Genomic DNA, 14,751 nt, shown 5'->3' on the forward strand with positions numbered 1-14,751 from the left:
TCCCTTTGGTTAGCAAGCTCCTTGTGGCTAGCGGGCTTGTTGTGGTGAGCGGGCTCCCTGTGGTGAGCGGGCTTGCCCCGCGTTGGGCTGCGAAGCGGCCCCAATAAGGTCGACGCGGTCTTCCAGGCATACCGAGTTGGCTGGTTTTGGGGCTGCTTCGCAGCCCAACGCGGGGCAAGCCCGCTCGCCACAACAAGCCCGCTCGCCACAACAAGCCTGCTTGCCACAAACAGCCTGCTTGCCACGACGAACCTGCTTGCCACAAGAGATTATGCATTTTGCGCCTCCAGCACTATCCGGCCACTGGAACAGGCCGCCACGCCATTGCGGTAGGCGAAGTACAGCTTGGCGCGCTCTGCATCAAAGCGCAGGTGCAGTTCGATGCGATCGCCCGGGCGTACCAGTTGCTGGAACTTGAGCACTTCCATGCCGGCAAAGGTCGTCGGCAGGTCCAGCAGTTGCTGGCCGAGGTTGAAGGCCCATTCCACCTGCACCACACCGGGCAGCACCGGAGTGACCGGGAAGTGGCCGCTGAAGTAAGCCAGGTCCGGCGGCACACTCAGTTGCAGGGTCCATTCGCCATCCGCTTTTACCTGCTCCAGCACTTCCGGAGCTTTTGGCCGTGGCGCCAGCAGCAGTGCTTCGACGTCGGCCTGCGGGAGCTTGCCCTGGCTGTTCAGCGGCAATTGGCGCAGCAGGCGCCAGCGCCGCGGCAGGGCCAGGGCTTCGCAATGCTGGCTGAGGTGCTGGCGCAGGGTTTGGGTGACGGTGCGCCGGCCCTGGTTGCGCAGGGCGTGCAGGCCTTCGGCGCTCAACACCACCAACGCGCCGAGGGACGCGCGATTTTCCTGTACCACGCCCAGGCGGGTTTCGGTGACCCAGGCGTGGGCCATCAGCGCCTGTTCGAGCATCGGCAGCGAGATGCGTTTTTCTTCCAGCTTGACGATGCGGTCCAGGCGGCCCAGCAGCTCGAAACGGCCATCTGGATGGATTCGGGCAGCGTCGGCAGTCTGTTCAATATGCCCGGCGGGCAGGTAAGGCGAGGCGATACGCAGCGCGCCGTCGGCGTCCTGGCTCAGTTGCACGTCGGCGAATGGTTGCCAGGGTTGCGCGCCCTGGCGCCAGGCGATGCCGCCGGTCTCGGAGCTGCCGAGGATTTCCGTCGGCCATTGCTGCAGGCGCTCGTAAAGACGGGTGGCCGCCTCGAGGGGCAAGGCGCCGCCGGACGAGAACACCCTCGCCACCTGGCTCAGTGCCGGCCAGTCGAGGTTGTCGCCCATGCGCTTGAGCAGCGCCGGGCTGGCGACCCAGGCAAAGTGCGGGTGCTCGCGGCTGGCGCGCTGCAGGTCTTCGGGGAATGCCAGTTGCTTGCGCACAAAAGTGCGACCGGCGCACAGCGGCCACAGCACACGGAACAGCAAGCCGTAGATATGCTGGGTGGCGACGCTGCCGATGATGCACGCGTCTTTCACGTCCGCGCCCCACAAGGCTTCCAGCGCCTGGACTTCATTGGCCAACTGACGCAGGGTCTTGTCGATGCGCTTGGGCTCGCCGCTGGAGCCCGAGGTGCACAGGCTCAGTTGGCAGGCGTCCAGGTCGAGGACTGCAGGGTTCAAGGGCGACTGATACAGCGCGTCGAGGTCGGCAGCTTCCACCAGCCAGGCGTCGACGGCCTCGTCCCAGCGTTGGCGGGTCTGGGGTTGCAGGTCCGCGGGCAGCAGCACGCTGACCCCGGCACGCCAGGCGCCCAGCAGGGCAATCGCCAGTACGCCGGCGTCTTCCAGGTGCACGGCCAGGCGCTGGATGCCACGCGCCTGCAGGCCTGCGGCCAGGCTCAAGGCGTGTTCCCACAGTTCAGCGTGATTCATTGCAGGTTCGGTGGTGACCAAACGCTGTTGCAGCGGCTCGAGCAACAGGTGCTCAAGTTTCAACCCTTTCATACGCGGCCTCGAACCCTTTGTCGTACCAGCCATTCCACGGCAAACAACAGCCCCATCAGCCCGTAGGCGATCAGGCCGTTGTACAACGTCCACCAACTCAGCGGCGCCCACAGGGTGAGCGCGGCGGCGAGTAGGCCATTACACAGAAAAAATACACTCCACACCACGGTGACCTGGCGCGTATACACAATCGCGTGGGGGGGCAGCTGCGGGTCGGTCATGCGCGCCAGGCGCTCGACCATCGGCGGGCCATATTTCAGGCTCAGGCCGAACAGCGCGAGCATGAACGCGCTGACCATGCTCGGGTACCAGCGCAGCAGGTGCGGGTTGTCGAACCAGGCCAGCAACAGGCAAAACACAATCACGGCCACCGCCATCCAGCGGCTGCCGGGGCGCCGCGCACCGGTCAACGCGCGCAACAGCCACAAACTGCCGAGCAGCAGGCCGAATTGCCACGGCGCGAAGTGCTCGGTGCCGTAATACACCGCAAAAGGGTACAGCAGCCCCGCCAGCAACAGGCCAAGGCCGATCAGCCGGCTCATGCGGCCGGCGTGACCAGACGGTACACCGCCTCTACCACGTCGTTGACGGTGCGCACGGCCTTGAACTCTTCGGCAGCGATCTTCTTGCCGGTCTGGCGCTTGATATGGTCGATCAGGTCGACGGCGTCGATGCTGTCGATTTCCAGGTCCTGGTACAGGTTGGCGTCGAGAGTGACGCGCTCAGGCGGCAGTTCAAACAGTTCCACCAAGGCATCGCGCAGGGTGTTGAAAATATCGTCACGAGTTTGCATGGTCCGGTCTCAAGCTGCCTGTCTGGCCGTGACGAACGCCGCGAGGCTCGCCACGTTGGTGAAGTGATTGCGGGTGTCCTTGGCGTCGGCATCGATTTTGATACCGTACTTTTTCTGGATCGCCAGGCCCAATTCCAGGGCGTCGACCGAATCCAGGCCCAGGCCTTCGCCGAACAGGGTTTGTTCGCTGCCGATGTCGTCGGCGCTGATGTCTTCCAGGCCCAGGGCCTCGATGATCAGCGTCTTTATGTCGTGCTCAAGGCGGTGTTGGTCGCTCATCTTCGGCGAGCTCCTTAATAAAATAGTGGTGCAGGTAATCGTTGAGCTTGCGTGAAGCCTGGGGCGCAGGCCCCAATGCCGCGAAGGCCTGTGGTTCTATATCGGCACCCACCCGCAAACTGAAGTGCACGCGGCATTTTGGGATGCGATACCAGGGTTCGGCCTTGGTCAGGGTGGTGGGGCTGACCTTGATCACCACGGGGGTGATGATTGTCGCACCGCGCAGCGCAATGGCGGCGCCCCCGCGATGAAAGGCAGGCGCCGCGCCGGGTGTGGTGCGGGTGCCTTCCGGAAAGATGATCAGGGTTTGCCCGGCCTGCAGCGCGCCGGCGGCGGCATCGAGCATCTCGGCGCTGCCGTCGTTGCTGATATAACCCGCGTCGCGCACCGGTCCCCGGGTGAACGGGTTTTGCCAAAGGCTTTGCTTGACCACACAGTTGGCCTGGCGCACCAGGCCGATCAGGAACACCACATCGATCAGCGACGGGTGGTTGGCGATGATCATCTGGCCCGGGCGGCCGAGCTTTTCCGCGCCTTCGACACTGAAGGTCAGCACCCCGGCGCGTTGCATCAGGCGGATAAAGAACCAGAACAGCCAGCTGATGGTGTGACGGGCGCGGCGCCGGTGTTGGGTGGCGTCGCCCGGCAGGCAGCTGAGCAGGGGGAACACCAGCAAACGCAGGCACAGCCCGCCGAAACCGAACAGCACGAAGCTGGCTGCGGTGGCGATCAGGCGCCAGTAGTAGGCGTCCCGGGGTTTGTCGGTCAAGGCTTGCGTTGCCAGTTCCATACGCGGTTCTTCCAGGCATGTTGGCAGGCGACCTGGTCGGTGAGCAGGGTGCGCAGCAGGTTCAGGGCGTGAGGCCACTGGGTTTGAGTGGGTTGGACAGTGCCGGGGCTGAGTTCCAACTGCCACTCGTCGCCGGGCGTCAGCAGCAGGCCGAGGGCGTAGGGAAAAGGCACGTCGTGGATCCAACTGGCGTAGGCCTCGGGCGGCTGTTCTTCGGTGATCACCAGCAAGACCGCCGAGGCGCCCTCGTTGAGCAGCGCGGCGGCTTCGAGCATGCCGTGCTCCAGGCCATCACCGGCGGCTGCCAGGGCGGTCATTTCGCTGGTTTCATTACGCAGGATCGACCACAGGCCAATCACCGCGTTATGCACCGACAGGCTGAACTGGGTCGGCGACAGTGGCTGGTCGTTGGCCAGGTCAGTGAGGATATCGAGGGTGCGCGGGGTCTCGCCGTGCCGGGAAATAAACACCAGGGGCAAGTCCTGCAGGCCTTCGGCCAGTGGCCAGCCCACGCTGAAGGCCATGCGCGCCAGGCGGCTCAGGCGCCGGCGCTGCATGGCCGGCAGGAATGACACGTCGGGGCAGGCTTCGCTTTCGGGCAGCAACACCGGATTCCGGCACCAGGCGTGCCAGTCGTCCGCGCTCTCCAGGCCAGGGGCCCAGGCGCGCCATTGGGCGATGTTGAAAGTGATCACTGAGAAGATATCCCGCCCCTGCGGGCTTCCATGTGCGGCCGTTGGCCCCGAATACCGGGACAGGGAGCAGTAGCCGACTGGCGCGCATTATCCCGTTGCCGTGGGGTTCTAGCAAACTTTGGTAAAGATTTGTGCACGGCTGATTACAAATTAGTGGAGGAGATTTACATATTGTCGGTTACCGAAGGTCGGCTTGGTTGTCGGACCATTCCTGATTCTTCGTGTGTGACGTACTACATGCCGACTTTAATGCAGCAGTGCATGGATGAACGAGGTAGCTAACAGGCGCTTTTGCCCTCTACACTCGGACATTCATTGATACACGGAGGTTTTTCCATGCGGCGTGTGGTGTTCAATCAGAAAGGCGGCGTTGGCAAGTCCAGCATCGCCTGCAACCTGGCGGCGGTCAGCGCCAGTGAAGGCTATCGAACCCTGTTGGTGGACCTCGATGCACAAGCCAACTCAACCCAGTACCTCACCGGGCTGACGGGCGACGATATCCCCATGGGGATCGCGGATTTTTTCAAGCAAACCCTGTCATCCGGGCCGTTTTCCAAGAAAAACCAGGTCGATATCTACGAAACGCCATTCGACAACCTGCACGTCATCACCGCGACTGCTGAACTGGCGGACCTGCAGCCCAAGCTCGAGGCCAAGCACAAGATCAACAAGCTGCGAAAGCTGCTGGACGAATTGAGCGAAGATTACGACCGGATCTACCTGGATACCCCGCCGGCCCTGAATTTCTACGCGGTTTCGGCGCTGATTGCCGCCGATCGTGTGCTTATTCCCTTCGATTGCGACAGCTTCTCGCGCCAGGCCTTGTATGGCCTGCTGGCGGAAATCGAAGAATTGAAGGAAGACCACAACGAAGGCCTGGAAGTGGAAGGCATCGTGGTCAATCAGTTCCAGGCGCGGGCGAGCTTGCCGCAGCAGATGCTCGACGAGTTGATCGCCGAAGGCCTGCCGGTGCTGCCGGTGTACCTGGCCAGTTCGGTACGCATGCGTGAATCGCACCAGGAGAGCAAGCCGTTGATCCACCTGGACCCACGGCACAAGCTGACGCAGCAATTTGTGGAGCTGCATAACCTGCTGGAAAACGCCTGATCTGACAGGCAACGCTGACCCTAATGTGAAATGCAATCAGTGTGGGAGCTGGCTTGCCTGCGATGGCATCGCCTCGGTGTATCAGGCAGACCGAATCGCCTGCATCGCAGGCAAGCCCGCTCCCACATTTTGTTTTGCGTTCCGGCACGAAGATTTGGATTTGTCTCACAGAGGCTGTAGGACAGGTCTGGCAATTGGGGTTCTGCCTTGTATCGTTGCCTACAGGTAAGTCAGAATCCGCCGGCTTGTGCGTCTGGAGGGGTGTCTCTTAAGGTTCGCCGGTCGCTGAATGTTCAGTGACCGGGTTTAGTAGCCCAATCAGACGAAAGCATGTGCGCCGCTCCATCATCATGGCAGCTGTGCGCAGGGCACCTTCGGGTGCGCCGGTTTTTGCTTTCGTTCCCGGTCTACTAACCTGCGTACAGCTGCCGCCCTCGTTTAGTAGCGAGTAGGTGATGGTCCTATCAGAGAACGAAAAGCATGCTATTTACCGTCACACCCAACCTCCCCACCGAAACCCTCGTGCTAAACAGCTACGAAACCTTCTCTTCCGTGCGCACCCTGTTACTCAACTTGTCCAACGACCTCACCGGCGAACACCGCGACATGGCCCTGGCCATCCACCAGTTGAGTGAGCTGGGCGTACTGCTGGTCGGTCAGATCATGGACCGCGAAGCCCCGCTGGCCTGAGGTTAAACGCGGTCAAAAAATGTGGGAGCGGGCTTGCTCGCGAATGCGGTGTGTCATTCAGCCTATGCATCGACTGACACTGCGCATTCGCGAGCAAGCCCGCTCCCACATTTGATAGGTGTTGTTCTCAGGGGGGAGTTATACGCCCTGGCTGCGTAACCACGCCATCAACTGCGGCAACGGAAACGCCCCGCTCTGGCGCGCCACCTCGCGGCCGTTCTTGAACAGAATCAAACTCGGGATCGAGCGAATCCCCAACTGCGCCGACAACTGCTGATTGGCCTCGCTGTCCAGCTTGGCCAGTCGGCACTTGCCCGCCAACTGCCCAGCCGCCTGCTCAAACACCGGCGCAAATGACTTGCACGGCCCGCACCATTCAGCCCAGACATCCACCAGCAACGGCAAATCGCCTTTGATCTGGCTGGCGTAGTCACCTTGTTTCAGCTCGAACGGCGTGTTCAGCAAAACCGGCTGCTTGCAGCGCCCGCATTTTGGCGCATCGCCCAGGCGTTCGCCGGGGATGCGGTTGAGGCCGTTGCAATGGGGGCACGGGATTACGAGAGGTTCGGACATGGTGGGCTCCTGGAATGACCAATAGGTTCTATGTGGAGCCGGGGCAGATAGTTATCAAGGTTGTAGTGAGCGGGACACGCCCGCTCACTACAGCAGTAGTGCCTACGACGAACAACTGATCTCCAAATGCTTGCCCCAATCCGGCGGGCGCTGCGCGTATTGCTCCATGCCCGCTTGCTCCTCGAACGGCTTGGAAAGCACCTCGTGCAGCCGCCGCACTTCGCTGTAGTCGCCGGACTCGGCGGCGATGATGGCGTTTTGTGCGAGGTAGTTGCGCAGGATGTACAGCGGGTTGACCGCATGCATGCGCGCGCGTCGCTGTTCTTCAGTGTATTCCCCGTCCCTTGCAACGCGGGCTGTGTAGCGCTCGGCCCAGGCGTCGAAACCGGCCAGGTCGACAAAATCATCACGCAAGCGGGTCACGGCCAGTGCCGCTGGTTCATCGCCCAGGCGACGGAAGAGCAGGGTGTAATCCACACCGCTGTTCTGCATCAGCTTCAATAAGCGCTCGACCAGCGCCTGATCATCGTCCTCGGCGGTGGTCAGCCCCAGGCGGCGGCGCATCAGGTCCAGGTAGTGGGCCTGATACAGCGGCAGGTACAGGCCCAGCGCTTCCTTCAAGGCATCGACGCTGATGAACGGCGTCAACGCCTGCGCCAGGGCGCTGAGGTTCCATTGGCCGATCGGCACCTGGTTGCTGAAGGAATAGCGCCCTTCATGGTCCGAGTGGTTGCAGATGAAGTGCGCGTCAAAGTCGTCGAGAAACGCAAACGGCCCGAAGTCGAAGGTGATGCCGAGGATCGACATGTTGTCGGTGTTCATCACGCCGTGGCAGAAGCCGTAGGCCTGCCATTTGGCGATCATCTCGGCATTGCGCTCGACGATCTCGCGGAACATCGCCAGGTACGGCTCAGGCTGCTCGCGGCACTCGGGGTAGTGCAGGTTGAGCACGTGCTCGGCCAATTGCGCCTGCTGTTCGGGCTTTTTGGTGTAGTAGAAATATTCGAAATGGCCGAAGCGGATATGGCTGTGGGCCAGGCGCAGCACCATTGCGCCGCGCTCCTGTTTCTCACGCCACACCGGGGTATCGGAGCCGATCACGCACAGGGCCCGGCTGCTGGGAATGCCCAGCGCGTGCAGCGCTTCTGAGGCCAGGAACTCCCGAATCGACGAACGCAGTACCGCGCGCCCATCGCCCATGCGCGAGTACGGCGTCATACCGGCGCCCTTGAGGTGCAGGTCCCAGTGCTCGCCGGCCTGGTTGTACACCTCGCCCAGCAGCAACCCCCGGCCATCGCCCAATTGTGGCGTGTAGCCACCGAACTGATGCCCGGAATAGACCATCGCCCGCGGTTCCGCCTCGGCCCACAGCTTGTGGCCGCCAAACAGCTCGGCGAACACCGGCGTTTCAGCCACGGCCGGGTCGAGGTCGAGCAAGGCCATGGCGGCCTCGCTCGCCACCACAAGGCGTGGCGCATCGAGGGGTTCAGGCAGGACGTGGGTTGAGAACGCGTCGCCCAGGCGTGCGAAGCGGTTGTCGAAGGTCAGTTCGTCGAGGGCTTTCACCGGCCATCTCCAGCAGAATGTCCGAGCATTCTGCTGGGGATAGGGCGTTTAGTCGAGTTTACCCGGCGGCGGTTCTTGCACGCCGCCGTCGTTGGCGGGTTTGGCCGGGGTGTCGACTTCGACGAGTTTGTATTCCTGGCCGTGGAGGTTCTTCAGGTAGACCTCCATCTGGCGGAACGAAATGTTGATGTGCTCTTTCTTGAACTCGCGGTTGATAAAGCGGTTCACTTCGTCGATCACCGGGTTGCGGTCGCCCAGGTCGCGCACGTGCATGCGCAGTTCGTGGTCGAGGGTGCTTTCGCCGAAGTTGAGGAAGTACACGTGTGGCTCCGGCTCCTTGAGCACTCGCGGGTTCTCGCGGGCGGCCTTGAGCAGCAGTTCCTTCACGCGGTCCAGGTCGGAGCCGTAGTCCACGCCAAGCTTGAGGGTGACGCGGGTGATGGTGTCGGTCAGTGACCAGTTGATCAGTTGCCCGGTGATGAAGGTCTTGTTCGGGACAATGATGTCCTTGCGGTCGAAATCGGTGATGGTGGTGGCGCGGATGCGGATCTTGCTCACCGTGCCCGACAGGTTGCCGATGGTGATGGTGTCGCCGATCCGCACCGGGCGTTCGAACAGGATCATGATGCCGGAGATGAAGTTGGCGAAGATTTCCTGCATCCCGAAGCCCAATCCCACCGACAGCGCCGCGACCAGCCATTGCAACTTGTCCCAGCTCACGCCGAGGGTCGACAGGGTCGAGACAAAGCCGACGCCGGCAATCACATAGGACAGCAAGGTGGTGGTCGCGTACGCGCTGCCCTGGGCCAGGTCCAGCTTGGACAGCACCAGCACTTCCAGCAAGCCGGGCAGGTTGCGCGCCAGGGCGAAGGTGATGCCGACAATGATCGACGCCCCCAGCAGGTCGCCAATGCTGATCGGCACCATGCTGATATTAGCGCCGGTGCCGCTGGTGTATTCGTAGAGCGTGACGTTGTCGAGGTAGGAGAACACGGTGATCAGGTCTTTCCAGACCCAATACAGCGCCGCGATAAAGCCGCCGAGCAAGGCCAGGCGGATCAGGCGCATGGATTGTTCGTTGACCTGCTCGATGTCCAGCGTCGGCTCTTCGATCACCGCCTCGCCGTCGCCGGCTTCCTTGGCGGCCTGGCGTTTGGCCAGGGCGCGTGCGTAAGCCAGTCTCCGCGCGGCGACACCCAGGCCGCGTACGAACGTGGCTTCGATCACCAACCAGAACATCAACAGGTACAGGGTGTTGATCAGCCGGTCGCTGAGTTTGAGCGCGGTGTAGTAGTAGCCGAACAGCACCGCGATAAACAGCGCGATGGGCAGGGCGGTGAATAGCAGGCCCACGGCTTTGCGAAACAGCGAGGCTTTTTCATGCGTCGGGCTGTTCAGCAACAGGCGCCCCAGCAGCCAGGCCATCAGTGCGTAGCACAGCAGCACCACGCCGATGCCCAGCACGTCGTCGGCCAATGCCGCCGGTTGATGCTCGGCAATTGCCACCACCGCCACCAGGGCCAGCACCACCAGCCCGAGCTTGCGCACCCAGCCCTGTAGGAATTCGACCTGGGGTTTCTCCCAACGGAAGTGCAGCTCGGCCACGCCACCCGGCGCGAGGATGCGGTAGGCGGTGTAGAACACCAGCCACGCCTGGGCGATCTGCAGCAAGGCCGCGCCGAGGTTGGCGTTTTGCCCACGGGCGTCAATCTGCAGCGCATACCCGCACAGCGCCAGGCCCAGGGCTACCGGCATCGCCAGCAGGATATTGATCAGGATGGCCTGCGGCGTGTGCCACTGGCTGTCGCGCTTGAAGTGACCGATGTCCAGGTGGACCTTGTTCAGGCGCTGGTACAGGGCTTTGCGGCGCCACAACAGCGCGCCGATCAACAGCAGCAGCGGCAGGAACAGCAGCGGACGCTGGGTCAGGCCGTCGTACAACTCGCTGACGCTGGAAGCCCAGGGCAGGGTGGTGACTTGCTTGCTCAGGTGCGCCGGCACGGTTTCCAGCCACTCGGTGTCCAGCGGCTTGTTGCTGGGGATCCAGAACATTTGCTCATCCAGCGTCGCGCGCAGGGTGGTGGCGGTGCTGAGCAGTTGTTTCTGGTTCAGTTGCAGGGTGATGGATTCGTTCAGCAGCGCGCTCAGCTCACGGCTCAGGCGCTCCAGCAGGTCGCTGCGAGTGATCGCCAGCTCCAGCAGGGTGCGACGCAATTGTGGCGTGACGTCTTCCGGTGGCTGGTTGGCCAGCAGGTTGTCGACGTAGGTGCTCGGGGAGCTGATCAGCTCGCGCTGCTGGTTGACCTCGAACTGGTACAGGCGAATGTTGGCGATATCATCGGCCAGGTCGCGGTCCACCGTCAGGCGCGGCAATGCCTGCTTTTGTTTGTAGAGAATCTTGGAGAGCAGCAGGCTGCCCTTGAGCACGTTGATCTGCTCGTCCAGCGCCGAATCGCTCTGGGTCACGGTGTCCAGTTGCTGCTTGGTCTGCAGGTTTTTCTGGGTCAGGTCGTTGAGGCGGTCGGTGCTTTTGAGCAGGTAGTCGGACAGTTTCAGGTTGGCCGCGCTCTCGGTGGCCAGCAGGCTGCTGCCGCCGGCCTTCTGCGCCTCGATGGACTGCTGGGTTACCGTCTGCTGGGACTGGGCCAGGCGTTTCTGGTTGATCAGGGTTTGCAGGTCCTGGATTTCCTGCTCCAGGCGCGCGGTTTTCTCCACCACCAGGTCGTGCTGGCTATTGCCCAGGTCTTGCAGTTGGCTGTTGCCGGCCAGTTCCTGGCGACGCAAAGGGATCAGCGCATTCAGGGCGGCGAGTTCAGCGTTCAGTTGGTTGCGCTGGTCGCCGCTGATGGTTTTGCCATTGTCCTTGCCGGCCTTGAGGATCGCATTGATCTGCTGGATGCGCGTCTGGCTGTTGCTGATTTCGGTCTGGGCGCGCTCGGGGCGGGTCTGGGCGGCAATGGTCAGGCTGTTGGCGTCGGCCAGTTCTTTTTGCAGGTCACCTTGCTGGGTGGTGCGCTGCACCAGCAGTTGTTCCAGCTGTGGCACCGGCAGGCTGGCGTAGCGCTGGGCGACCGGGATGACCTTGGTGGCCTTGAGCCGGGTCAGCTCACGCTGGTTGTCGGTGGTCTGGCGCGGGGCGTCCTCCAGCTGGCGCTTGAGGTCGATGAGGCGCTGCTCGTAATCCTGCTTGTTGCCCAGGTAATTCAGGGTCTGCTGCAGGATCGACTGCAACGCCTTCATGTCGGCGTCGGGCAGCTTGCGATCGGGCAGCTTGTCCAGTGATTGCTGGATGGCGTCGGCGCTGGGCGGATCGGCGGCGTGTACGCTGCCGACACAAAGGGTCAGGCCCAGCAGGGCAGTGGCGAGAAAAGTGCGCAGGATTGGCATAGAGACCGGTCGAGCAAGGTGAAGAATCGGGGCGTTGTCGCCCCGCAGTTTAGAGGAAGAGTCCGGGACCCGGGCGACTTCCTTCGGGGAATCTGACGCCGACTTTGCCGATCTTGTTCCCGTCCATGACCGCGACGGTCCAGATGGTGTTGTTCCATTCCACCTGGTCGCCCACCACCGGCGCGCCGCCGACTTTCTGGGTGATGAAGCGGCTGAGTGGCATGTCCGGGTCGATGCCTTCGAGCTTGAGGCCGTACAGGGCGGAAACCGCGCCCAGCTGGGCGTCGCCTTCGAGCACGAAGTCGCCGAAGAAGCGCAGGTCCAGGCCGCGTTGCGGTGCCTGGCTGAACAGTTTGCCCAGGGCTGGCAGGTTGTGTTCGTGGCCGATCACACAGAGCAGGTCGTCGACTTCCAGCACCGTACTACCCGACGGATGGAGCAGTTGCTGGCCACGGAACAGCGCGGCGATCCGCGTGCCTTCGGGCATTTTCAGCTCGCGCAGGGCTGCGCCGATGCACCATTTTTCCGCACCCAGGCGGTAGACGAACAGTTCCCACTCGCTGGTGACGTGCACTTCCAGGGCCGCGCGCGAGATGGGCGCAGGGTCCGGCGGTACCGTCACTTTCAGCAGCTTGGCCACCCACGGCAGGCTGGTACCCTGCACCAGCAATGACACCAGCACGATAAAGAAGGCGAGGTTGAAGTACAGCTGCGCATGCGGCAGGCCGGCCATCAGCGGGAACACCGCCAGGATGATCGGTACCGCGCCACGCAGGCCGACCCAGGCGATGAAGGCTTTTTCGCGGCCATGGAACGCCTTGAACGGCAGCAGGCCGACCATCACCGACAGCGGCCGCGCGAACAGGATCATCCACAGCGCCAGGCCCAGCGCCGGCAGGGCGATCGGCAGCAAGTCGTGGGGCGTGACCAGCAGGCCCAGCACCAAAAACATGCCGATCTGCGCGAGCCAGGCCATGCCGTCGAGCATATGCAAAATGCCATGACGGCTGCGCACCGGGCGGTTGCCGATTACCAGGCCGCACAGGTACACGGCGAGGAAGCCGCTGCCGTGCAGGGCGTTGGTCAGGGCGAACACCACCAGGCCGCCGGCGATCACCAGGATCGGGTACAGGCCCGTCGCCAGGTTGATGCGGTTGACCATCTGCAGCATCAGCCAGCCGCCGCCCAGGCCGACGATGCCGCCGATGCCGAACTCGCGCACCAGGTGCGTCAGCAGGCTCCAGTGCAGGCCGGTCTGGCCGCTGGCAAGCATGTCGATCAGGGTAACGGTGAGGAACACCGCCATCGGGTCGTTGCTGCCGGACTCGATTTCCAGGCTGGCGGTGACCCGCTCGTTCAGGCCCTTGCCGCCCAGCAGCGAGAACACTGCCGCGGCGTCCGTGGAGCCGACGATGGCGCCGATCAACAGGCCCTGGATGATATTGAGGTCAAACAGCCAGGCCGCGGCCATGCCGGTGAGGCCGGTGGTGATCAGCACCCCGACCGTGGCCAGCGACAACGCCGGCCACAACGCCACGCGAAAACTTGCGACCCGTGTACGCAGGCCGCCGTCCAGCAGGATCACGGCCAGCGCGAGGTTGCCCACCAGGTAGGCGGTCGGGTAGTTATCGAAAATGATGCCGCCGCCATCGACGCCGGCGACCATGCCCACGGCCAGGATGATCACCAGGATCGGGATGCCCAGGCGGGACGAAAGGGAACTCACCAGAATGCTTGCACCCACCAGCAACGCGCCGATCAAGAACAGGCTGTTGATGGTCGTCGCATTCAAAGGCAGTACTCCATGAGTAAACAAGACGGGGCGCAAACTGACCATGCAGTCTGCGTGCCAGCGATTCTAACCTGTTGAATTGCTGCGCTGTCAAAAAGGTTTTGTAGCGCGATGAAGATCAAATGTGGGAGCTGGCTTGCCTGCGATAGCATCGCCTCGGTGAGCCTGATTCACCGAGGTGCCTGCATCGCAGGCAAGCCAGCTCCCACAAGGGATCAGCGCTGCCAGGAGGGCTTTGGTTCAGAGCCTGAACCGCCCCACCATCCCATTCAAATCCACCGCCAGGCGCGACAGCTCACTGCTCGCCGCACTTGTCTGGCTGGCACCGGTGGCGGATTGCACCGACAAATCACGGATGTTCACCAGGTTACGGTCCACTTCCCGCGCCACTTGCGCTTGCTCTTCCGCCGCGCTGGCGATCACCAGGTTGCGCTCGTTGATCTCCACGATGGCGGTGTTGATGGTGTCCAGCGACATCCCCGCGCCCTTGGCGATGTTGAGTGTCGATTCCGCACGTTCGGTGCTGTTGCGCATCGAGTCCACCGCGTGCTCGGTGCCGGCCTGGATGCTGCCGATCATCCGTTCGATCTCGCTGGTGGACTGCTGGGTACGGTGGGCCAGGGCGCGCACTTCATCGGCAACCACGGCAAAGCCACGGCCGGCTTCCCCGGCACGCGCGGCTTCAATGGCGGCGTTGAGGGCCAGCAGGTTGGTCTGGTCGGCCAGGCCGCGAATCACGTCCAGCACCTTGCCGATATCCCGGGACTCATTGGCCAGGTCGCCGATCAAGGTAGCGGTGGCTTGCACGTCGCCGCTCATGCGCTCGATCGCGCTGACGGTTTCCTGTACCAGGTCACGCCCGTCGCCGGCGGAAGTGGTGGCATTGCGCGAGGCTTCGGAGGTGCTCACCGCATTGCGCGCGACTTCTTCGACGGCGCTGGTCATCTCGTTCACGGCCGTGGCGGCCTGTTCGATTTCGTTGTTTTGCTGGGTCAGGCCGCGGGCGCTTTCGTCGGTGACGGCGTTCAGCTCTTCAGCCGCCGATGCCAGCTGGGTGGCGGAGCCGGCGATACGCTGCAGGGTGTCGCGCAGCTTGTCCTGCATCTTGGCCATGGCCGCCAAAAGGCGCCCGGCTTCGT

General features: G+C 62.9%; 13 protein-coding genes. 2 read left to right on the plus strand and 11 right to left on the minus strand.

Annotated features, from left to right (window positions below; all coding sequences use genetic code 11):
* Window positions 1–269: 269 nt before the first annotated feature.
* The 6 genes from JFU04_RS01560 to JFU04_RS01585 are packed head-to-tail and all read right to left on the minus strand — an operon-like array spanning window position 270 to window position 4,497.
* Window positions 270–1,940: an acyl-CoA synthetase family protein gene (locus JFU04_RS01560; RefSeq protein ID WP_201143397.1), complete on the minus strand. Its 1,671-nt coding sequence runs from the start codon at window positions 1,938–1,940 to the stop codon at window positions 270–272.
* The gene (locus JFU04_RS01565; RefSeq protein ID WP_201143398.1) at window positions 1,937–2,482 is read right to left on the minus strand and encodes a COG4648 family protein; all 546 of its coding nucleotides are present in this window, start codon (window positions 2,480–2,482) and stop codon (window positions 1,937–1,939) included. The genes JFU04_RS01560 and JFU04_RS01565 overlap by 4 nt, the downstream gene beginning before the upstream one ends.
* On the minus strand, window positions 2,479–2,733 hold the full coding sequence (locus JFU04_RS01570) for an acyl carrier protein (protein ID WP_016979215.1): 255 nt from the start codon (window positions 2,731–2,733) through the stop codon (window positions 2,479–2,481). Before JFU04_RS01570 ends, JFU04_RS01565 begins: the two co-directional genes overlap by 4 nt.
* 9 nt (window positions 2,734–2,742) lie before the next feature.
* A complete protein-coding gene (locus tag JFU04_RS01575; protein ID WP_065899982.1) occupies window positions 2,743–3,012 on the minus strand; it encodes a phosphopantetheine-binding protein in 270 nt (89 codons plus the stop codon).
* A complete protein-coding gene (locus tag JFU04_RS01580) occupies window positions 2,990–3,802 on the minus strand; it encodes a lysophospholipid acyltransferase family protein (protein ID WP_065899984.1) in 813 nt (270 codons plus the stop codon). Before JFU04_RS01580 ends, JFU04_RS01575 begins: the two co-directional genes overlap by 23 nt.
* Window positions 3,778–4,497, minus strand: a complete 720-nt coding sequence (locus tag JFU04_RS01585) for a beta-ketoacyl synthase chain length factor (RefSeq protein WP_065899986.1) — start codon at window positions 4,495–4,497, stop codon at window positions 3,778–3,780. Before JFU04_RS01585 ends, JFU04_RS01580 begins: the two co-directional genes overlap by 25 nt.
* A 336-nt stretch (window positions 4,498–4,833) precedes the next feature.
* Between JFU04_RS01585 and JFU04_RS01590 the strand changes: the two genes are divergently transcribed.
* Complete coding sequence (locus JFU04_RS01590) at window positions 4,834–5,604, plus strand: ParA family protein (protein ID WP_065899988.1); 771 nt, start codon at window positions 4,834–4,836, stop codon at window positions 5,602–5,604.
* Between the two features lie 480 nt (window positions 5,605–6,084).
* On the plus strand, window positions 6,085–6,294 hold the full coding sequence (locus JFU04_RS01595; protein ID WP_120447455.1) for a DUF6124 family protein: 210 nt from the start codon (window positions 6,085–6,087) through the stop codon (window positions 6,292–6,294).
* 138 nt (window positions 6,295–6,432) lie between these two features.
* Here the strand turns inward: JFU04_RS01595 and trxC are convergent, their stop codons facing one another.
* The 5 genes from trxC to JFU04_RS30505 all read right to left on the minus strand — a co-directional run bounded on the left by trxC (window position 6,433) and on the right by JFU04_RS30505 (window position 14,725).
* Complete coding sequence (trxC, locus tag JFU04_RS01600; protein WP_120447456.1) at window positions 6,433–6,867, minus strand: thioredoxin TrxC; 435 nt, start codon at window positions 6,865–6,867, stop codon at window positions 6,433–6,435.
* A 102-nt stretch (window positions 6,868–6,969) separates the two neighbouring features.
* Complete coding sequence (gene selO / locus JFU04_RS01605) at window positions 6,970–8,433, minus strand: protein adenylyltransferase SelO (RefSeq protein WP_201143399.1); 1,464 nt, start codon at window positions 8,431–8,433, stop codon at window positions 6,970–6,972.
* A gap of 48 nt (window positions 8,434–8,481) precedes the next feature.
* Window positions 8,482–11,820, minus strand: a complete 3,339-nt coding sequence (mscK, locus tag JFU04_RS01610) for a mechanosensitive channel MscK (RefSeq protein ID WP_106805357.1) — start codon at window positions 11,818–11,820, stop codon at window positions 8,482–8,484.
* A gap of 49 nt (window positions 11,821–11,869) precedes the next feature.
* On the minus strand, window positions 11,870–13,612 hold the full coding sequence (locus tag JFU04_RS01615; protein WP_065899995.1) for a potassium/proton antiporter: 1,743 nt from the start codon (window positions 13,610–13,612) through the stop codon (window positions 11,870–11,872).
* A gap of 240 nt (window positions 13,613–13,852) precedes the next feature.
* Entirely contained in the window at window positions 13,853–14,725 is an 873-nt protein-coding gene (locus tag JFU04_RS30505) for a methyl-accepting chemotaxis protein (protein WP_370694346.1), read from the minus strand.
* Between the last annotated feature and the right edge of the window lie 26 nt (window positions 14,726–14,751).

Origin of the sequence: Pseudomonas sp. TH21 (genome assembly GCF_016651025.1) — a bacterium.
GTDB classification, from domain to species: domain Bacteria; phylum Pseudomonadota; class Gammaproteobacteria; order Pseudomonadales; family Pseudomonadaceae; genus Aquipseudomonas; species Aquipseudomonas aylmerensis.